Source organism: Arachidicoccus terrestris (assembly GCF_020042345.1).
GTDB classification, from domain to species: domain Bacteria; phylum Bacteroidota; class Bacteroidia; order Chitinophagales; family Chitinophagaceae; genus Arachidicoccus; species Arachidicoccus terrestris.
This window is the reverse complement of sequence record NZ_CP083387.1, coordinates 543,232-561,672: the sequence shown is the minus strand read 5'-3', so window position 1 is coordinate 561,672 and position 18,441 is coordinate 543,232. Positions and strand designations below refer to the sequence as shown.

Annotated in this window: 17 protein-coding genes and 1 tRNA gene; 8 read left to right on the top strand and 10 right to left on the bottom strand. The window is 44.0% G+C overall.

The features are described from left to right. Positions 1-78: 78 nt before the first annotated feature. From K9M52_RS02185 to K9M52_RS02175, 3 genes are all read right to left on the bottom strand, one after another. Positions 79-789, bottom strand: coding sequence for a DUF4197 domain-containing protein (locus K9M52_RS02185; RefSeq protein WP_224070435.1), 711 nt, complete (start codon positions 787-789; stop codon positions 79-81). Positions 790-863: 74 nt separating this feature from the next. Continuing rightward, positions 864-1,649, bottom strand: a complete 786-nt coding sequence (dapF, locus tag K9M52_RS02180; protein WP_224070434.1) for a diaminopimelate epimerase — start codon at positions 1,647-1,649, stop codon at positions 864-866. 42 nt (positions 1,650-1,691) lie between these two features. Then, positions 1,692-2,570 carry a nucleoside phosphorylase gene (locus K9M52_RS02175; protein WP_224070433.1) on the bottom strand — a complete coding sequence of 293 codons (879 nt, stop codon included), beginning with the start codon at positions 2,568-2,570 and terminating at the stop codon, positions 1,692-1,694. A gap of 236 nt (positions 2,571-2,806) precedes the next feature. On the opposite strand from K9M52_RS02175, the gene K9M52_RS02170 reads away from it, so the two are divergent. From K9M52_RS02170 to msrA, 4 genes are all read left to right on the top strand, one after another. Continuing rightward, a tRNA-Cys gene (locus tag K9M52_RS02170) sits at positions 2,807-2,877 on the top strand. Between the two features lie 314 nt (positions 2,878-3,191). After that, positions 3,192-3,512, top strand: a complete 321-nt coding sequence (locus K9M52_RS02165) for a Bor family protein (protein WP_224070432.1) — start codon at positions 3,192-3,194, stop codon at positions 3,510-3,512. Positions 3,513-3,678: 166 nt separating this feature from the next. After that, a complete protein-coding gene (gene prmC / locus K9M52_RS02160) occupies positions 3,679-4,551 on the top strand; it encodes a peptide chain release factor N(5)-glutamine methyltransferase (protein ID WP_224070431.1) in 873 nt (290 codons plus the stop codon). Between the two features lie 156 nt (positions 4,552-4,707). Beyond that, complete coding sequence (msrA, locus tag K9M52_RS02155) at positions 4,708-5,277, top strand: peptide-methionine (S)-S-oxide reductase MsrA (protein WP_224070430.1); 570 nt, start codon at positions 4,708-4,710, stop codon at positions 5,275-5,277. 121 nt (positions 5,278-5,398) lie between these two features. Here msrA and K9M52_RS02150 read toward each other — a convergent pair whose 3' ends face one another. After that, positions 5,399-7,084, bottom strand: a complete 1,686-nt coding sequence (locus K9M52_RS02150) for a M1 family metallopeptidase (RefSeq protein ID WP_224070429.1) — start codon at positions 7,082-7,084, stop codon at positions 5,399-5,401. A 72-nt stretch (positions 7,085-7,156) separates the two neighbouring features. Between K9M52_RS02150 and K9M52_RS02145 the strand changes: the two genes are divergently transcribed. After that, positions 7,157-8,752: an ABC transporter substrate-binding protein gene (locus K9M52_RS02145; RefSeq protein ID WP_224070428.1), complete on the top strand. Its 1,596-nt coding sequence runs from the start codon at positions 7,157-7,159 to the stop codon at positions 8,750-8,752. Positions 8,753-8,958: 206 nt separating this feature from the next. Here K9M52_RS02145 and K9M52_RS02140 read toward each other — a convergent pair whose 3' ends face one another. Continuing rightward, positions 8,959-9,204 carry a hypothetical protein gene (locus tag K9M52_RS02140; protein WP_224070427.1) on the bottom strand — a complete coding sequence of 82 codons (246 nt, stop codon included), beginning with the start codon at positions 9,202-9,204 and terminating at the stop codon, positions 8,959-8,961. 138 nt (positions 9,205-9,342) lie between these two features. On the opposite strand from K9M52_RS02140, the gene guaB reads away from it, so the two are divergent. Beyond that, positions 9,343-10,842 (top strand): IMP dehydrogenase, encoded by a 1,500-nt coding sequence (gene guaB / locus K9M52_RS02135; RefSeq protein WP_224070426.1) that lies wholly within the window; start codon positions 9,343-9,345, stop codon positions 10,840-10,842. A gap of 104 nt (positions 10,843-10,946) precedes the next feature. On the opposite strand, the gene K9M52_RS02130 is transcribed toward guaB, so the two are convergent. Further along, positions 10,947-12,089 (bottom strand): hypothetical protein, encoded by a 1,143-nt coding sequence (locus K9M52_RS02130; RefSeq protein WP_224070425.1) that lies wholly within the window; start codon positions 12,087-12,089, stop codon positions 10,947-10,949. Positions 12,090-12,093: 4 nt separating this feature from the next. Here K9M52_RS02130 and K9M52_RS02125 point away from each other — a divergent pair, with 4 nt between their 5' ends. Then, positions 12,094-12,294: a hypothetical protein gene (locus K9M52_RS02125; RefSeq protein WP_224070424.1), complete on the top strand. Its 201-nt coding sequence runs from the start codon at positions 12,094-12,096 to the stop codon at positions 12,292-12,294. Positions 12,295-12,372: 78 nt separating this feature from the next. Here the strand turns inward: K9M52_RS02125 and K9M52_RS02120 are convergent, their stop codons facing one another. Together K9M52_RS02120 and K9M52_RS02115 are read right to left on the bottom strand one after the other, a co-directional pair. Further along, the gene (locus tag K9M52_RS02120; RefSeq protein ID WP_224070423.1) at positions 12,373-13,146 is read right to left on the bottom strand and encodes a fimbrial biogenesis chaperone; all 774 of its coding nucleotides are present in this window, start codon (positions 13,144-13,146) and stop codon (positions 12,373-12,375) included. A gap of 162 nt (positions 13,147-13,308) precedes the next feature. After that, positions 13,309-13,851, bottom strand: coding sequence for a hypothetical protein (locus K9M52_RS02115; protein WP_224070422.1), 543 nt, complete (start codon positions 13,849-13,851; stop codon positions 13,309-13,311). A 664-nt stretch (positions 13,852-14,515) separates the two neighbouring features. Here K9M52_RS02115 and K9M52_RS02110 point away from each other — a divergent pair. Further along, the gene (locus tag K9M52_RS02110; RefSeq protein ID WP_224070421.1) at positions 14,516-17,074 is read left to right on the top strand and encodes a hypothetical protein; all 2,559 of its coding nucleotides are present in this window, start codon (positions 14,516-14,518) and stop codon (positions 17,072-17,074) included. 6 nt (positions 17,075-17,080) lie between these two features. Here the strand turns inward: K9M52_RS02110 and K9M52_RS02105 are convergent, their stop codons facing one another. Together K9M52_RS02105 and K9M52_RS02100 are read right to left on the bottom strand one after the other, a co-directional pair. Further along, positions 17,081-17,572, bottom strand: a complete 492-nt coding sequence (locus tag K9M52_RS02105; protein ID WP_224070420.1) for a VOC family protein — start codon at positions 17,570-17,572, stop codon at positions 17,081-17,083. A gap of 66 nt (positions 17,573-17,638) precedes the next feature. Beyond that, positions 17,639-18,403 (bottom strand): type 1 glutamine amidotransferase domain-containing protein, encoded by a 765-nt coding sequence (locus K9M52_RS02100; protein ID WP_224070419.1) that lies wholly within the window; start codon positions 18,401-18,403, stop codon positions 17,639-17,641. Between the last annotated feature and the right edge of the window lie 38 nt (positions 18,404-18,441).

The window sequence follows — 18,441 nt, the reverse complement described above, 5'->3', positions numbered from 1 at the left end:
GATTCAATCAAATCAAAAGAATCCGGCAGATCCATATACGACCCGCAATCTTTACGGGTCGTATATGGGGAATAATATTTATTTGCTGCCAAAAATTGCCTTCAACGCGGCTGTCGTTTGCTTGGCCGGGTTATGACGGATGTCTTTTTCAGCGGTCAGCATTTGAGAGAACATGGCATCAATGGCTTTACCGGCTACGTAATTGCTTAAATCCGGATTCAGTTTGTTTTTAACCAGCGGAACCTTATTATAGGTGTCGGCGATCTGGCCGTAATATTTGGTGGCGTCATTTTCTTTCAGTGATTTTTCGATCACCGGTGTGAAAGCCGTCATCAACTGACTGGTTGTCTTTGTCTTAAAATAATTGGTAATGGAGCCGTCACCGCCGGTGATCAGCCCTGCAGCATCACTGATAGACATCGATTTAATGGCATTGATAAAAATGGGCTTAGCCAAGGTTACTGCCCCTTCTGCCGAGTGATTGATCTGGGTTACGGCTTTATTGACTATACTTCCAAGCCCGAGCGTGGTCAAGGTACCGGCTACTTTTTGCGCTTCCGGCGGCAACAGGATTTTATAAAGTGAATTGTTCAAAAATCCGCCATTGCTTCCCAGATTGCCGATGCCTGCCAAAACGCTGTTGGTCAGCAGATCTTTGATTGCGGTGTTTTGGGTATTGCCGGTTGTTGTGCCGACGCCCGGAAGGGAAGATGCGATTTGATTTAAGTTGCCGCAGGACATCGCCGTGCAGGCAAATGCCAGGGTTAAAACCATCAATGGTTTTTTCATGTAATTGAATCGTTTTAATTGTATAGTGTAATATCGGTTAATCGGTAATAAACAAAGGTGTTCGTACTGCTTACTTAGGATGGCAGTTCTATTTGACCTGAAAATACGCGCTCAGCCGGACCGCAGAGTAAAATGTTTTCAAAATGCTCCTCGCTGGTACGGTCAAATTCCACTGCCAGTTTACCACCTAGCGTTTCGACCTCAATGCGGTTAAATCCTCTGTCATTATGGGCAGCTACAATACTGGCCGCGGTGACACCGGTACCACAGCTTAGTGTTTCGTTCTCTACACCCCTTTCATAGGTACGTACAAATATACTGGTGTCGTTGATCGTTTCTACAAAATTGACATTGATCCCCTCTTCTTTGAAGCCATCACTATAGCGGATTTTGCGACCTTCCTCAACAACATTTAAGTCCTTGACATGATCGGTCATCACAATATAATGGGGGCTCCCTGTATTTAAAATAGAATCAGAACCGTAGTTTTTTATCTGACTGACGTCTTTCATTTTAAGGTTCACCCATCCGTTTTCCTCAATAGTCGCTTCGTGTAGTCCGTCAATGGCTTTAAAATGATAAGTCGGAACCAATATACCCAGTTGTTTTGCGAATTTTACCGCGCAACGGCCGCCATTGCCACACATACTCTGAGTGCCATCAGCGTTATAATAATCCATCTCAAAATCCAGTCCTTCGGCTTTTCTTAAGATAATCAACCCATCTGTCGCTACGCCAAATCCTTTACTGCATAATCTTCTAACTTCATCCAGGGTAAGATCAACCGGCTTTTCTATGCCATCAATCATCACAAAATCGTTACCTGTCCCCTGATACTTATAAAATTGTATTTCCTGCATGCCTCGTATTAATTATTAATGTGCCTTGTTAAGTTTAATCTGTTAAATTCCGCTCAGTACATTCAGTGCTTTGCAAATGGTTCCTTCAACCGCCTTTTTCCCGTCAGGAGAAAAGGTCCGGCTGATCCGATTGGCAACGACTGCACTGATACTCAGACATTGATGTCCTAATGCACTCCCTAAACCGTAAATGGCACTTGTTTCCATCTCAAAATTAGCAATTTTATGTGAACCATAGGAAAACGAAGTCAATAAATCGATAAAATTAGGATAATGTAAACCCAAACGAAGTACCCTGCCCTGAGGACCATAAAATCCCGGACAAGTAACGGTCATTCCGTGATGAAAACCGTCCACAAAATGCATTCTGAGTGAACTGCCGGCACTATGCAAATAGGGCCTGGAAAAGTGCTGATCTATCCTGGTGTGCTGGATAAATTGCTGTAGCAGTTCGTTCTCCTGTTCCGTATTGTCATGCTGATAATAGTTCATCAGATTATCGATGCCCACGCCATGTGAGGAAACCACCATGGAATCTACAACGAACTCTTCCTGGAGGGCGCCGCAGGTACCGATGCGGACGATATTGAGCGACGTAAGACCGGGCTTGATGGTACGTGTATTAAAATCGATATTTACCAGTGCATCCAGCTCATTGAATACGATATCAATATTATCCGGCCCGATACCGGTAGAAACGACGGATATTCTTTTACTGCCCAGAAAACCGGTATGGGTTACGAATTCCCGGTGTCTGGTTTTGAACTCAACCTGGTCAAAATATTTACTGACCTCCTGGACTCTGTCGGGATCGCCAACTGTAATGATCGTAGGAGCCAGTTCCTCAGGGCGCAGGTTCAGGTGATAGATCGCACCACGATCATTAATGATGAGTTCGCTCTCAGCAATAGTATTCGCCATAATGCAAAATTAATCGTTATTTAATAGGTGTAAGGACGATGAATATATAAAAGGCGGCACCAGAGGGCTTTATTTTCACCACTTTTCTGCAGAAAGTGGATATTCATTCGTTTTTTCCGGATTCAGGTGGGAAGTTAGTACTTTTGCAGGGAATCCGGGAGTGCAGAAATAATTCCGAAGAAGAATTTTGTATTATGGAGGAATTGATTATTTTTGCAACCCTCTGTAAGAGATAAGGTCTTGTGGCCGAGTGGCTAGGCAGAGCTCTGCAAAAGCTCCTACAGCGGTTCGAATCCGCTCGAGACCTCTTTAAAGGCAAAAACAACCCCGATTATCGGGGGTTGTTTTTGTATGATCGGGCAGGTTTTTCCGGATGTGACATTGAGAGCTGTTAGGAAATCTTGCTTCTAAAGATTTTCTTGAAAGTTTCTTTTTGATACCCTACTTTTGATTCGCAATTATACACTTGAGAACCATTTAACTGCGGAACCAAAACATAAACTGACTATTGCGAGTGAAAATGTGGCTGCCCATCTCCAATACCTCGTGCTATGCAAACTGGTTTTACACAGCAATGGTTTTAAAAGTCGTAACTGCTATTCAAAATTAAAAACAAAACAAATGAGAAAAAACTTACAGCAACTGGCTTGTGTAATCGGCGCTTCTTTAATTTTCACATCCTGCTATACCACCCGGACTTATGTGGGAAGTGTTAAGCCGACTGACCCTATCTCCAAAGTGAATCACGTGACAAACAACTTCTTTTTATGGGGACTGGCGCCAGGTGGACACACAGAGGTCGTAGATAAGGACTATGTGCAAAACCAGGACAGTTACGTCGTTGAAAAGCAACAGACCTTTGTGAACGGACTATTGAGTGTTATTACGTGGGGCATCTATTGTCCTATGACAACAAATTATTATCTCCCGGCAAATCACTGAGGCGTTTTATGAATTTCAGCTGCACATCGACGCTCGGTGTGCAGCTTTTTTATGTTGGAGATTGCGGACGGCATGTTGATAATGGAGCAGAATATCAGTTTAAAATCACTAATTTCGGGCTTTGGATGTACAAAGTGTATTCAGTGTAAAACAGACGTATTAATTCATGACCATCAGGGAAGCAGAGTTAAAGACAAAATCCTCATTATTAAGCTACTATGATAACCGGGAAGCGAGTGCTATAACGGATTTGCTTATAGAGGATCTAACGGGGTTTAGCCGGGTGGACCGGATTTTGCATGACCAGGACCTTCTGACGGACAGGCAGCTGACCCGGCTTCAGTGTTCCAATAAATATCTCCTGCAAAAAATGCCGTTGCACTACGTGCTGGGTTATGCCTATTTTGCCGGCCTGAAATTAAAGGTCAATAATCAGGTGCTGATTCCCCGCCCCGAAACAGAAGAGCTGGTCAGCTGGGTCAGCGAAACCATAAATACAGGGCAACAACAGGCTTTGGCAGGAAAATATTTAATCGATATCGGTACGGGGAGCGGCTGCATACCACTGGCGCTTAAAAATAACATGCCTTCCTTCCATGTGATGGGGTGTGATATCTCTGACGGTGCGCTAGGGGTGGCCAGGCATAATGCGCGGCTTCTGGGGCTGGATGTTCGCTTTAACAAAATAGATATTCTAAGCGAGGTCGCTAAAGAGCTGTTGCCGGAAGTGGACTATATCGTCAGCAATCCTCCTTATATTGACCGAAGGGAAAAGGAAGAAATGGACGCTCATGTGCTGGACTATGAACCGCATTTAGCTCTTTTTCCCAATCAAACTGATGAGGCGACAGTTTTTTACAGACAGATCAGTGCGTTGGCCAGTACTAAACTGCGGCCCGGCGGATGCCTTTTTTTTGAGATCAATCCGTTATTTGTCACTGAGATCCTTCAAATGTTAAAGGCGCTTCGGTTTAGTGAAATTGAAGTTAGAAAGGATTTGCAAGGTAAAGAAAGGATGGTTAAGGCTGTGTTTAAATAGTTAAAATTCTTTGATAGAATATTTTTCTTTAGTAGTTTGCATGGCCTGGCATTTAAAAAAAGGTGGATAATGAGTGGTAAGAAACTATTATTGGGGTCAGTATTTTGTTTTGCGCTACTAGCTTCTTGTGTAGAACAAAAAAATCATCAAAGAAATATGGACGACCAATTTGCGGACAAAGATTTTGAAATGGAGAATGTAGATACAGCTACACTTGGAACAGGTTGTTTTTGGTGTACAGAGGCAATATTTCAGCGACTGAAAGGTGTTGCGAAAGTCATCAGCGGATACAGCGGCGGAGAGAAGCCGAACCCGACCTATGAAGAAGTTTGTAACGGGACCACGGGGTATGCGGAGGTCTGTCAGGTCTTATATGATCCTACAGTGCTTTCCTTTGATGAACTGTTGAAGGTATTCTGGGAGACACATGATCCCACCACACTTAATAGGCAGGGCAATGATGTAGGACCGCAGTACAGAAGCGTTATCTTCTATCATAATGCAGAGCAAAAACAAAAAGCGGAGGCATATAAAAAAGAACTCAATGCCAGCGGTGCCTGGCCTAATCCGGTCGTTACTTCTGTTGAACCCTATAAGAATTTTTATTCTGCAGAAAACTATCATCAGAACTACTACAATAACAACCCAAGACAAATGTATTGTCAGTATGTGATCAAACCTAAGCTGGAAAAATTTGAGAAAGTGTTTAAGGATAAAATGAAATGACCTGAAGATAGTTGATCTCAGGTGTTTTTTCCAATAATAAGCCGCCCATGGCACTCAAGACCATGGGCGGCTTATTATTGATGTTAGACAGGATCTCTTACATGAGATGGGCTAACTGTCTCTAGTGAATTTCCTTACAGTTCAGGTAATATTGGTATTCTATCGCGATAGGGTTAAATAAGTTGGCTGAATTAGCGTCGGGCAGTTGCCTCCGCTGCCACTCAGTTGTTGGATGAAGACTAAGCTGAGCTCCTCCTCCTTTTAGCACCATTGGCATATCAAAACCTTTTACACAATTGGTATAGCGATATTCTACGCTTTTGTTATCCTTGGCAAATTTTAGTTCCAGGATCGGGATCTGTGTGGTTGTCAGATATTGTTCATATACTTTGTCAAAATTAATTCCAGATTTTTCATTGATGTACTGTTCTATCTGTTTACCTGTAACAGTCTGATGATAAAAGGTCTTATTCAGACCACGCAGGATCTCCCTGAATAAGGTGTCGTTATTAATGGCACCCCTTATGTTATTAATCATATTGGATCCCTTGTAGTACATGTCACCGCTGCCTTCCTGGTTGACGCCATATTTACCCTGGATAGGCTTGTCGTTGGTGATATTTTCCCGGATGCCATATTCGTACTGCTGGCCTTCGGCCTTCCCCCAGTAATATTCAGTGAATAAGGACTCGCTGTAATTGGTGAAGCTCTCATGGACCCACATATCGGCAATGTCTTTTGAGGTGATATTATTACCAAACCATTCATGGCCGCTCTCATGGACCACTATAAAGTCGAACTTTAATCCGATGCCTGTACCGGAAAGATCCCTGCCTTTATAGCCCATTAAAAAGTGATTCCCATAAGCGATGGCACTTTGGTGTTCCATGCCCAGATGAGGGGCCTGCACGAGTTTGTAGCCATCTTCATAAAAGGGGTAGGGGCCAAACCAATATTCGAAAGCTTTCAGCATTTTAAAGACATCGGGCTCACAGTGGCTGCGCATTTTTTCAATATCATAATCCAATGCCCAGAAGCTCACGGGTAATTTCCCTTTCTCTCCCTGAAAGGTCGAGTCAAAGAAAGTATACTTACCGATGTAGGGAATGATGTTGTAATTATTAATCGGGTTTTTAACCTGCCAGGTATAGCCGGTCAGGTGGTTGGGGTATCTGGTTTTTGCAATTAAATGACCATTGCCAATGGCCAGTAACGTATCCGGTACAATAGAGGTAAGGCTTGCACCGTTATCCGGCTCGTCACCCTGATAATCTTTACAAGGATACCAGACAGAGGCGCCGAGTCCCTGACAGGCCACTGTCATCCAGGGTCTGCCCAGCGAATCCTTGGCCCAGATAAACCCTCCGTCCCAGGGTGGTTTTACGGCTTCCCTTGGCTGACCATGATAGTATACCGTCAGGCTGTTATTATCGCCCGCGTTCCATTTTGGAACCGGAACCATATGGGCGTTACCGTCATTTCTGATACCGCTTACCCGACTGCCGTCGGACAGAACAATGCTATCTATCTGCAAAGGTGCCATCAGGTCTATCTGCATGGTATCCGGATGGGTGGTATCCTTAACCTTAAAACTGATCTTGGTATATCCCTGGATCGTTTTTGCAATATAGTTAGGTTGAAAGGTAATGTCGTAACGTGTAACGTCCCACCAGCTGCGGGCTGGTCCGTCACTGCCTCTTAGGGTATCCTGATGGGTAAAGGTCCCGGGTTCCCCATCCATAAGTTGTGCCTGCGCCTGACCAGCCAGCGCGCCGGCAGCCATTAGCAAAATAAATAGCTTTTTCATGTGGTAAATCTACAATGTTTTGGATATTTGACTATGCAATTTTATCTAAAATATTGGCTATTATCTGGCTGTATGGCTGTTTTCATGGCTTGTGGTCATAGAAAGTCCGGCGATCTGCAGGTTTTTTACTACAACGAGGCCAGAGGTATAGCGACCCTGGACCCTGCTTTTGCCAAGTCTCAGTCGGTGATGTGGCCTATTCACCAGATATTTAATACATTGGTGGTTTTAGATAGTAATTTGAATGTGCAGCCTTCTTTGGCTTTGTCCTGGGATATCAGTCAGGATAATCTGACCTACACATTTCATTTAAGGCAGGATGTTTATTTTCAGGATGATCCCGCTTTCGCCGGAGGTAAGGGCAGAAAAATGACAGCCTCTGATGTGGCATATAGCCTGAACCGGATCACGGACAGCAAAACTGCCAGTACCGGTGCCTGGATATTTAATGGCCGTATCGCAGCCGGAGGGTTTAAGGCCATTAATGACAGTACATTTGAATTGAAACTGATCCGGCCATTTCATCCGATTTTAAATATTCTGAGCATGGACTATACGTCCATTGTCGCTCCCGAAGCAGTAGAAAAATACGGTAAGGACTTTGGCCGGCATCCTTGCGGGACTGGCCCTTTTCAGTTGCAGTACTGGGATGAGGGGCAAAATTTGGTCCTTCGCAAGAATCCTGCTTATTGGGAAAAAGATAGCGCAGGAAAAAAACTACCTTATCTGGATGCAGTCAGTATCGGATTTAATAGTAACAAAGCAACAGAGTTTCTGAAGTTCCGGCAACATAAGCTCAGCTTTATTAATGATATTGATCCTTCCTTTAAAGATGAAGTGATCAGTAAAAGCGGGGCGCTGCGTGCTAAATGGCAAGGTGTTATTCATATGCAGAAACATCCTTACCTCAATGTGGAATATTTAGGTATACTCATGGATCCGGAGAACCCACTGGTGAAAAACAGCCCTTTGAAAGATAAAAGGATCCGTCAGGCCATTGCCTATAGCATTCCTAAAAAACAATTGATGATGTATCTGCGCAATTCTATCGGCCTGCCGGCCACGGGTGGATTTGTGCCGGCGGGGATGCCCTCAAAGAACGCGCAGCGTGTGAAAGGCTTTCGGTATGATCCTGAAAAATCTCTGACACTGCTCAAAGAGGCCGGATATCCCGGCGGGAAGGGACTGCCGACGGTGATTTTGTCTACGGCTCCTGAGAATGCGGATATCGCCAGCTTCATCGCCCGCCAGGCAGAGAGTGTCGGCATCCGGATCCAGGTGGAAGTTTCTCAAAAGAGTATGATATTGCAACAGACCGCAAAATCAGAAGCTGTTTTTTTTATCGGCACATGGATAGCCGACTATCCTGACCCTGAAAACTATATGGCTGTCTTTAACTCGAAGAATCCGGCCCCGCCTAACTATACGCGTTTTAATGATAAAACTTTTGACAAACTCTATAATGCGTCTCTGCTTGAAAATAATGATAGTATCCGTTACAGCTTATACCGGAAGATGGATCAGCTGGTCATGGATGAAACACCTGTGATTCCTGTTTATTATGATGAAGTGATCTGGCTGACGCAACCTGAATTGCATGGCTTTAAGCCGAATGCTTTGAATATGGTGCAGTTAAAACATGCCTATTTTGTAAACCCTAAAAATTGATCTGCCGGCCGCTCACTGCAAAAGGACTGAAAACATTTTTGCAGAAAAACAAACTACTCCGCAGACAGAAAAATGGCCGTCTGCTCAAATATAATAAGGAGACAAAATTTGCCTCCTTATTATATTAATTGCGAAATATATAAATTTAAAATTATGATAAGCGGAATTGCACGAATGCCTATTTAGCTTGTTTTTGTTAATAAGTGTTAATTAATTACCTCCTTTAGGTCGGACCAAAGGTGTTCTTCTTTGCGGTCTTTCTGGTTTTTGGAATTGAGCCAGCGTTGGCAGGTGACGCTAAATGTAGATTCTGTAACTTCTGTTACTAAATAGGTTCCTTTTTTAGAATATAGCAATACTTCGTCGCCCGGGTTACAATACAAATCTCCTTTTATGTCTTTAGGTGGAAGGTGTTCTTGTTCTTTTAAGGCCTGTTTGATCTTACGATACATATGGGTCTTGTTTACTGATGATAAATAGGTTGGCCAATCTCCCTGCTAATTTTATGCCGATTCTGAAAAAGAATCTTTATGAATTGTTAGTATTCAAAAAAAATTTGTCCATAATTAATGGCCAATCTATCTTTGCATATGGAAACAAAGAATACCTCTACAAAATCAACCTCCCCCAAGTCAAGATTTTACGGAACCGGGCTTACATTTGATGACGTGCTCTTGCAGCCGGCATTCAGTGAAGTATTGCCAGGTCAGGTGAATATCCAGACAAAATTGACAAAAAGTATACAACTGAATATCCCGATGCTTTCTGCGGCGATGGATACTGTTACCGAAGCTTCTCTGGCCATAGCGCTTGCAAGAGAAGGAGGATTAGGCATTTTGCATAAAAATATGTCTATTGAAAAACAGGCAGAGCAGGTGAGAAAAGTAAAAAGAAGTGAAAGCGGGCTGATCTTTGATCCCATTACCCTACAGGTCGATGCAACTGTCGGAGATGCACTTCAGCTGATGCGTGAGAACAAAATCGGCGGTATCCCCATTATCGATAAAGTCGGAAAGCTGGTAGGCATTCTGACCAACCGTGATTTACGTTTTGAAACCAATATGCGCCAGAGGGTAGCGGATGTCATGACCAAGGACAACCTGGTAACAGCTCCTGAAGGCACGGACCTGAAAAAAGCAGAAAAGATTTTCCGTCAACATATGATCGAGAAATTGCCTGTTGTCAATAAATCGGGTAAGTTAACGGGTCTGATTACCTATCGCGACATTTTACAGTTAAAGAACTTCCCCAATGCGGTTAAGGATAGTTTTGGCCGTTTATTAGTGGGTGGTGCGCTGGGTATCACCAAGGACTTACATGACCGGGCTGATGCTTTGCAGCAGGTCGGTGTCGATATTGTTGCATTGGATAGCTCACACGGACACAGTGCCGGTGTGATCAATGCTTTAAAAGGCCTTAAAAAGAACTTTAAGAATTTGCAGGTGATTGCCGGCAATATTGCTACTTATGAAGGGGCCAAAGATCTGGCTGATGCCGGGGCTGACGCTGTGAAAGTGGGTATCGGACCTGGCTCTATTTGTACAACACGCATCGTAGCCGGTGCAGGTGTACCGCAGCTCTCTGCTATTATGGATGCCGCAGCAGCCTTGAAACGGCGCGGTATTCCTGTTATTGCGGATGGTGGCATCCGTTATACGGGTGATATGGTAAAAGCACTTTCTGCAGGTGCACAGGCCGTTATGATGGGCAGCGTTTTTGCCGGTGTGGAAGAAAGCCCCGGAGAAACGATTATCTATGAAGGTCGCAAGTTTAAGCAATATCGCGGTATGGGTAGCATTGGCGCCATGCAACAAGGTAGTGCCGACCGTTACTTCCAGGACGGCGGTGCAGATGCCAAGAAATTAGTACCGGAAGGCATTGAGGGCCGCGTTGCGTTTAAGGGCAACCTGAATGAGATCGTTGCTCAGTATGTCGGAGGACTGAGAGCCGGTATGGGACTTACCGGATCTAAGGATCTGTCAGCTTTGCAAAAAGCGACATTTGTGCAGATTACAAATGCGGGTATGAGTGAAAGCCATGCGCACGACGTATATATTACAAAAGAAGCCCCTAACTATTCCAGAAGATAAGCCGGAGCGGTTAGGTGGAAAGAGCATAAAAAAAAGCGGTAGAAGTGTTCAGCCAGCAGACTGAAGATTTCTACTGCTTTTTTTTGGTATTTCGACAGAGAGCCTCAGGGAGCGGTGAAACTGTAGGTAATCGTAGTTGTGTAAGTGCCGGGCGGCTTGCCCAACAGACTGGGTATTTTATCGGCGGGGATACTGTAACGGATGTTGTAGTTCTTATCCAGACAAGGTGCTTCGCCGGAAATAAGTTTTTGTCCGGTCGTGGAGAGTGTCACTGTTTGCACCGATGCTTGTCCTGCCCCCGGTCCGATTTGCAGGCAGTCTACCGGAATGGAATATGTGCCATTGGCCATACTGCTGCTCTGCGCTTTTACGTAAACGTCGAATGGATTTGTCTTGCTAATGGTAAGGTGGCCTGGAATATCTATTGATATCCCATTTTGGTAGTCTGAGAGCTGGTTAAAACTTAAACTGACTTCAGGTTGGTTGATATGCATTTCCTGGAGGTCAGCTACCTCTACGGTAAGTGGGGTCAGGGTATTGAGTGCAGTCGCCGGATTGCTTGGCGTGGCTCTGGAATCACTGAACTGTCCATATATAGAATTGCTATAGGTGCCTGCTTGCATAAATCCTGATACTAATGCCGCAGGGGATAATGCATAGTCAATTTTTATAGTTCCCTGATTGCCGGCTGGAACGTCCAGACTGGTAGCGCCGGGAAGATTTTGATAACTGGAGGAAAGTGTCTGATATGATCCGGTGACCGGCATATTTAGTCTGGCCTGTACCTGTTGGATAGATGTATTGGGATTGTTTATGCCAGCGGGGCCTGTATAATCAAATTGAGCTTGCCCCCTTAGTCCAATGGACACAGGGACGGTTCGGGTATTGGTGATGGATTGGCTGGCAGTTGCACCCGAGGATCGAAATTGCTGAAAGCTGTTAATTTGCAGGGTAATGGGTTGAGATTGAACTGTATTAATGAAGGGCTGGACGTTTAGATTGAGGGTTGCATTGACTGTCTGGACACATAGCACGAGTCCTGTCGCCTGAAATTCTAATTGCGTTGTGTAGGTCCCGGCATAATAGGTCGGAGGTCTGTTGATGATCGAGTACGCTATTTCGACTGCCCCACCGGTGCTTAATAAGGATAATAAATTACTGAACATCGTTTGCTGGGCAGTTGTCAGATCAATGGGGGTTACCGAACTAAGAGAAAGAACGGAGGCGCCCACTTTTGTGATTACCATATGGATGGAGTTAAGTGGTGGTACTGGACTGGGTGCGGGCATTGTTGTTGTGGTAAAATTACCTGTAGCCCTGGCTTTGATAGCACCTGCTAATACTGCGATACAATTGGGCGCGTTAAATGAAATGGCCGTGACGGATGGAACAGCTGATATATTTGAAGGTGTTACGTTAAGGTTGATCGTTGTTTGTGCTTTTACAGTTTGAGATGTGACGATGCAAGTAAAAAATAAAAGAACAGAATAAAAGGGTCTACACCAACCAAACTTGATATGATAATACGAATTACTCATAGACAATCTGCTTTTTAGCGATTTGCAAAGTGCTGTTGTCCCCGCCATCAGCCAATACCATTAACTGATAATTTCCTTTTGGAAGCTTGTCAGGAAGATTGAATCTGATGATTTGGCTGGCTCCCGGCAACATAGAAATCAGTTTGTCTGGCAGTGGATGGGCTTGTCCAGAGGTTGTTTCTGTTAATTGAAACCGCAGTGTTGCATCAGTCGCCTCTTCGCCCTCATTCTTTATTTCCACTTCAAAGCGGCGCAGGCTATCCGGTTTCGGCAATTCCGCAAGCTTGATAAACTTCAATTTTTTGACAGAATTAGCTGCGGCCGTTGAATTGTAAATATGGACACCTATTTCAACCCTAAAAACAAAGCCGATGTTTCTTCCCCGGCTATCTTGTTTAAAAACCGTATCCTGTTTATTGATCTGGCTCATAAATAACATAGAGTTGGTAAAAGGGACTCCCTGTTCCGGTACCGTAAGGCGTACGGAAAGTTCTTTGGTTGTTCCGGCTGGAATAGAAAGCTGATTGGGCGTATATCGGATCCAGGAAGCGTTTGACTTTGGCAACGTAGATGGGGGTGAATACACTTTTTCACCCAACGAATCACGGATCCAGTCTTTTAGATATACTTCCAATAATAAATCAGATTTCCCTTCATTAGTAACATGAATGGTTTGTATCTCTGAATTTCCGGGAGCAGCATGGAAAAATAATCTGGAAGGGTAGACTGAAATGCCTTGTGCATTTAAATACTGTATGGACAGCATCTGCAGGCAAATTAGACAACAAGAGAAAAGCAGAATTCTTATAGGGTTTTTCATAGTGAAAATCAATTGCTATTCTAATCAAAATAAGACCGAAGTGCCGTAGCTGCTTCGGTCTTAAATGGAATATACGATTAATTACTCAATATTCAAGTGCCCGGACCATTAATTGGCGATTGTGTAGGTTATGACCTGCGTATAAGTGCCTGAAGGATGGCCCAGTACTTTATCGCTATTGGACACGGTTTCCGGAATGCTATAAGTGACATCCAGCGATTTGGCCAGAGCAGGTAATGCCCCTGTTGCCAATGTATAAGCCGTAGTAGCGGACAAGGGGGCCGCGGCGGCCGGTGTGACCCCTAGATTAGTACTGGTAATGCCTACGGTTACAATATCAACATCCATTGTATTGGGTGTAGCAGTACCGTCAGAAAAGCTTGCGCCGTTAGCTTTTACCGTTATGGAATAAGGTAGCAGGCTGGAAACCGTCAGTTGCCCCGGCATTTCTACGGAAACACCATTTTGATAATCAGTTAATGTATTCAATGCCAATGGAACATTTGCATCATTTACATTAATGGATAAAAGTGGCGATAGTGTAACATTTACATTGGCTGTGGCAGTGGTTTGTGCCTGGGTTTGGGTGCTTACCATCACGGCCAGACCTAAAATGGCCATTGATCTGAAGCAGAAGCTTTTTAATGTCATGTTTTAATGGTTTTGAATTTAACTGTAAAGGTAGATGTAGTATTAATACTACAAAAAAATATTTTGAACTTTGGTAAAAATGTCATATGTAGATTAAAATCTATATAGTATTTCCTTGAGTTATATGTGAGTCATATTCACATATCTATATTATGAAATAATTAAGGCGTTTTTTTATTGAATGATCCTATTAAAATAAAAAATATTTTTTATTTGATTTACTTGATGGACAAATTGGGTCAATTTTGCTCAAAGTTCAGCCTGGTGGGGGATTGCGCCGAGGAGCCTTTTAAAAAATTATCCTTTGAAAATACATGCGATATTAAAATCCCCCGTTATCTTTGGGTTTGTATTTACTATCAAACACCCATAACTTAACATCAGCACCGCCCGTTTTGTATATAGTTTTTTAGGTAAAAAGAAGTGGTATCTGCTTGTTTTGTTATCACTTTATTTACAAACACCGCTTTTGGGGCAGTCCATTAGCGGGGTTAAGGCTTATTTTGTGCAAGACACTGTGGAGGTTAGTAGTGGTAAACTTTTTGATAATCACTTAGTTATAGAAAATGAAACGAATCGGGATATCCTACTGTCCTTGGTGAAAAAGGATACGTTGGCATTGATTGCTTTACCAGATGTTGTTAGGATAAAAAGCCGCCAAAAAATGTCGTTTTACGTTCAGCTTCTGGCAGAGCCGGGTTTATATAGAAGTATCGGAGACCATTACCGGATTACTTATCAAAGTTCGGCCGGACGTCTCAGTGCGGGTTTTTACTTACATTCTCCTGAAGTTTCTGCAGTTCAACTGACAGCCTATAGCCATACCTATTTTATGGACCCCAACGATAAGACACTTAGGATACAGCTACTTTGTAAAAATACGGGTATGCAATCCACCCAATTCTCCTTTCAGGTGATATCTTTTCCACAAGGCTTACTGCCGGTGAATCAGCAACAGATACATCAATTAGCGCCGGGTGGCCAGCAACTCATTGAATTAACAGTTCAAAACAGCCAGCAGTATATGGCCGCTACGGATTATTATCTGGATATCCAGGCCATTGATCAAAATGATCCGAAGAAAAGGTCCCTGGGATTACAGCGAATCAAAGTTGTTCAATTGGGTAGTAATAAAAGGTGGGACAATCCGGGCTATATGGACAGCCGATTAATGGAGCATAAGCTGGCATATACGTATACGCAGTCTGGCAATAACTATACCTATAATCACTTGCAGGCAGAGGGCAACACACCCGTTCTCAGCGATAATAACTTAGCCTACCGATTTAACTATAATGGATATGTAAAGCCGGTAGCCGGTAATGAGATATATGACAGCTATCTGCATTGGTCCAGGCCCGGATTTGATCTTAAAGTCGGCAGTATTAATGAGAACATGGATTATGGTCTCTATGGACAGGGTGTCAGCGGCTCGGTAGATTGGAGTGGACCTGGCAGTCTGACCGCACTTTATGTGAAACGCAGCTATTTGATATATTCAGACCTCTATTCGCAGTTACCTCAGGAGAAAGATATGGCCATTCAGTATAAATGGGATCCTGCCAGACGGCGTTCTGACTCCTCGAAAACAGCGTCGGCTGTCCCGGAAAAGCAGGGCTTTTTGGGCCCCTTTGAATTGCATTACATACATGGAGAAGATCCCATAACGATGACTGCCCGACATATTATCAGTGGGCAGGTGGATCTTAAACCGGGTAGACATCAGTATCTGTCTCTTGAGGCAGGTGCCAGCCGGGAGTACTTTCAACCCAAAGGCAGTAGCCACCATAAAGATGGCTGGTCTGCAGGAATACATTATAATGGCAATTGGGATCGCCTGAACCTTTCCCTGGATAATTATGCCAGTACGCCATATTATGGAGGTCTTCGCCGCGGGTCGGTTCTACTCAATGAAATTCTTAGCCTCAGTTTAAGCAATGGCTGGTTAACAAGCTGGCAATATAACCGGCAAAAGAGTGCCCCTTCCTATTTGGGGAACTACTATGCCTATATCAGTCCGGAGACAGACAGGAGACAATATGGTTGGGCTGTCGCAAAAAATAGCTCATCCTGGAGCGTGCATTTTAAGCCTTATTATCTGGAGCAGAGCCTTTACCAGCAGTTTATGGGAAAGCCGGTTGGGTTTAATTCCAGAGGGATCAGGGGTGAGCTGACAGTGATAAAGCGAGGCACTGAAAGTCAAATGACGCTTACTTCGGATGTGGGCTGGGTCTCTACTGACAATCCCTATATGGATGGTCAACATTATGGATCATGGCGGCTGATGGGTAGCTATAATTACGGTATACTCTCTTTTAATGGTGTACTGCAAAACGGTCCTTTATACATTATGGAAGAAGCGGCTCCCTGGCAATACAGTGGTTATCAGAATTATTCCTTTGGACCCTCAGTTAATTGGGTGGCGGCAGGTAATAAGATGAAATTGCAAGCATCAGAGTATTTAAATTATAATGGATTTCAAAGGCAATGGAGCCATAATCTGAGTGCGGCAGGAGTCTATCAGATTACAAGAGATATACAGGTCCGGGCAGATGTTCATGTAAATGCCTATTCAGATAAACTCTATAAAGATTTTGTTCAGTTTAGTTTCGGGGTACAGAAGACTTTTCAGAGAACGAATGGCCCGGGTCGCCATAGTTGGAAGCTTTATTTTTTTGAGGATCTTAATGCCAATGGCCGGTGGGATAAAAAGGAGTCAGCTATTAGTGGTGTCATCGCTCAGATAAAAAATGTTCAGGTGAAAAGTGCCGTAAACGGCAAGGCAGTATTGACTGATTTGCCTGAGGATACATACCAGCTTCAACTTGTAGATGGCAGGGGATGGTCTTTGAATAAGGAAGTGAGCATTGCCCTTACACGCAATGCGAGGACGTATATCGGCTTAATTCGTGGTATTATTGTTACAGGAAGGCTGCTGGCCGATACAACTGCTTTGACTGGCAGACGGGCCAATATAGAAGGGATTCAGGTTATGGCTAAAGAAGTACATACAGGAAGGATGTATACCACCTTTTCCAATATTTCCGGAAGCTTCATGTTTCAATTGCCGAAGGGGGAATATATTTGTACGATTCCGGGGCAAAACAGTGCCTTTTCGGTAAAGGAGGATGCTGTAAAGATGACCATTACAAATGATACGGTTCCTCCTGTTGTTTTCCATATTGAGGACCGTTCAAGGGCAGTGGACATTCAGGAATTTTAAATCAATTTATTCATTCAATTCATTTAAGAGATCTGCCAGATCCAGATGTCTTGTATACATGTTAATACGCCCATCATCTTTTACGGGCCATACTTCCCTGGGTTTATCCCAGTATAGCTCTACACCGTTTCCATCAGGATCATTCAAATATAAGGCTTCAGAAACGCCATGGTCAGCAGCACCGGTAAGCGGGTAATTCGCCTCCATAAGGCGGCTATAAATGCTTGCGAGGTCCCGACGTTCGGGGTACACAATGGCTGTATGAAACAAACCTACCCCGTATTGTGGTGCAGGTGGAGCGCCCAAGCTCTCCCAGGTATTAAGACCAATGTGATGATGATAGCCCCCTGCAGAAAGGAACGCTGCCTGGGTGCCATATCGCTGGGTGAGCTCAAATCCCAGTAACTCTTGATAGAAAAACAAAGCCTTTTCCAGGTCGGACACTTTTAAATGGACATGCCCTATTCTCGTTCTGGGAGGTACGGTATATGATTCCATAGAATTTATTTTCGGCTTTTTGACGTTGAAGACAAGTGAGCTGGTTATTCCCTTCTTTAATTATGGCTATTGTTGTTTTAATGCTTTTAAGAGTGCCTTCCCCACGCCTGTGGCAGATGCAGGGTTCTGGCCCGTGATTAAGCGGTTGTCAATAGCAACATGCGGTTTAAACGGGCCAGACAGTTCAAAAAGACCTCCTCTTTGTTTGAGCTTGTCTTCCAGCAAAAAAGGCACTACGGCTTCCAAATGCCTTGCCTTTTCTTCTGCATTGGTAAATCCGCTGATCTTTTTTCCATCTATAAGGTACCGGCCATTGGATAATTTGATGTTGATCAGGGCTGCAGGGCCGTGGCAAACAGCAGCTATAATGCCGCCATTTTCGTAGATCTCTGCCGCGATCCGGGCTAACTTGCTGTTGTCCGGGAAGTCCCACATGGCTCCATGCCCGCCGGCATAAAAGATGGCACTATAATCGCCTGGCCGCACTTGGTCAGGCGTCAGTGAATGCGCGAGTTTTTGGTGGGCAGCCGGATTATGCCAAAATCTTTTATTGATGGAATCTTTTAGATCGAAAGCATCTACGGGAGGATTACCGCCTTTTGGGCTTACGAAATCTATATCGTATCCGGCGTCATGCAATACCGCCCATGGGTGCGCCGCCTCTGACAGAAAATAACCTGTTTTCTGTCCGGTGTTCCCTTTCTGGTCATGACTGGTAACCACAAACAAAATCTTTTTCTTTGTAGTAGATTGTCCATAAAGCAGGCTACCTACCCATAATAGGCAAATGGCTAATAGGAGCCTGGTCTTTGTTCTTACCAGATACTGCATGTTCTTTTAATTTTATTGACCTCAAAGGTCCGTTATGT

Coding starts and splice junctions, on each gene's coding strand:
- K9M52_RS02130 (WP_224070425.1), bottom strand. CDS start 12,089: ATGGTAATCACAAAAGTGGGCGCCTCCGTTCTTTCTCTTAGTTCGGTA.
- K9M52_RS02110 (WP_224070421.1), top strand. CDS start 14,516: ATGTCGTTTTACGTTCAGCTTCTGGCAGAGCCGGGTTTATATAGAAGT.
- K9M52_RS02120 (WP_224070423.1), bottom strand. CDS start 13,146: ATGCTGTCCATACAGTATTTAAATGCACAAGGCATTTCAGTCTACCCT.
- guaB (WP_224070426.1), top strand. CDS start 9,343: ATGGAAACAAAGAATACCTCTACAAAATCAACCTCCCCCAAGTCAAGA.
- K9M52_RS02145 (WP_224070428.1), top strand. CDS start 7,157: ATGGCTGTTTTCATGGCTTGTGGTCATAGAAAGTCCGGCGATCTGCAG.
- K9M52_RS02125 (WP_224070424.1), top strand. CDS start 12,094: ATGGAGTTAAGTGGTGGTACTGGACTGGGTGCGGGCATTGTTGTTGTG.
- prmC (WP_224070431.1), top strand. CDS start 3,679: ATGACCATCAGGGAAGCAGAGTTAAAGACAAAATCCTCATTATTAAGC.
- K9M52_RS02115 (WP_224070422.1), bottom strand. CDS start 13,851: ATGACATTAAAAAGCTTCTGCTTCAGATCAATGGCCATTTTAGGTCTG.
- K9M52_RS02175 (WP_224070433.1), bottom strand. CDS start 2,570: ATGGCGAATACTATTGCTGAGAGCGAACTCATCATTAATGATCGTGGT.
- K9M52_RS02140 (WP_224070427.1), bottom strand. CDS start 9,204: ATGTATCGTAAGATCAAACAGGCCTTAAAAGAACAAGAACACCTTCCA.
- K9M52_RS02185 (WP_224070435.1), bottom strand. CDS start 789: ATGAAAAAACCATTGATGGTTTTAACCCTGGCATTTGCCTGCACGGCG.
- K9M52_RS02100 (WP_224070419.1), bottom strand. CDS start 18,403: ATGCAGTATCTGGTAAGAACAAAGACCAGGCTCCTATTAGCCATTTGC.
- dapF (WP_224070434.1), bottom strand. CDS start 1,649: ATGCAGGAAATACAATTTTATAAGTATCAGGGGACAGGTAACGATTTT.
- K9M52_RS02105 (WP_224070420.1), bottom strand. CDS start 17,572: ATGGAATCATATACCGTACCTCCCAGAACGAGAATAGGGCATGTCCAT.
- K9M52_RS02165 (WP_224070432.1), top strand. CDS start 3,192: ATGAGAAAAAACTTACAGCAACTGGCTTGTGTAATCGGCGCTTCTTTA.
- msrA (WP_224070430.1), top strand. CDS start 4,708: ATGGACGACCAATTTGCGGACAAAGATTTTGAAATGGAGAATGTAGAT.
- K9M52_RS02150 (WP_224070429.1), bottom strand. CDS start 7,084: ATGAAAAAGCTATTTATTTTGCTAATGGCTGCCGGCGCGCTGGCTGGT.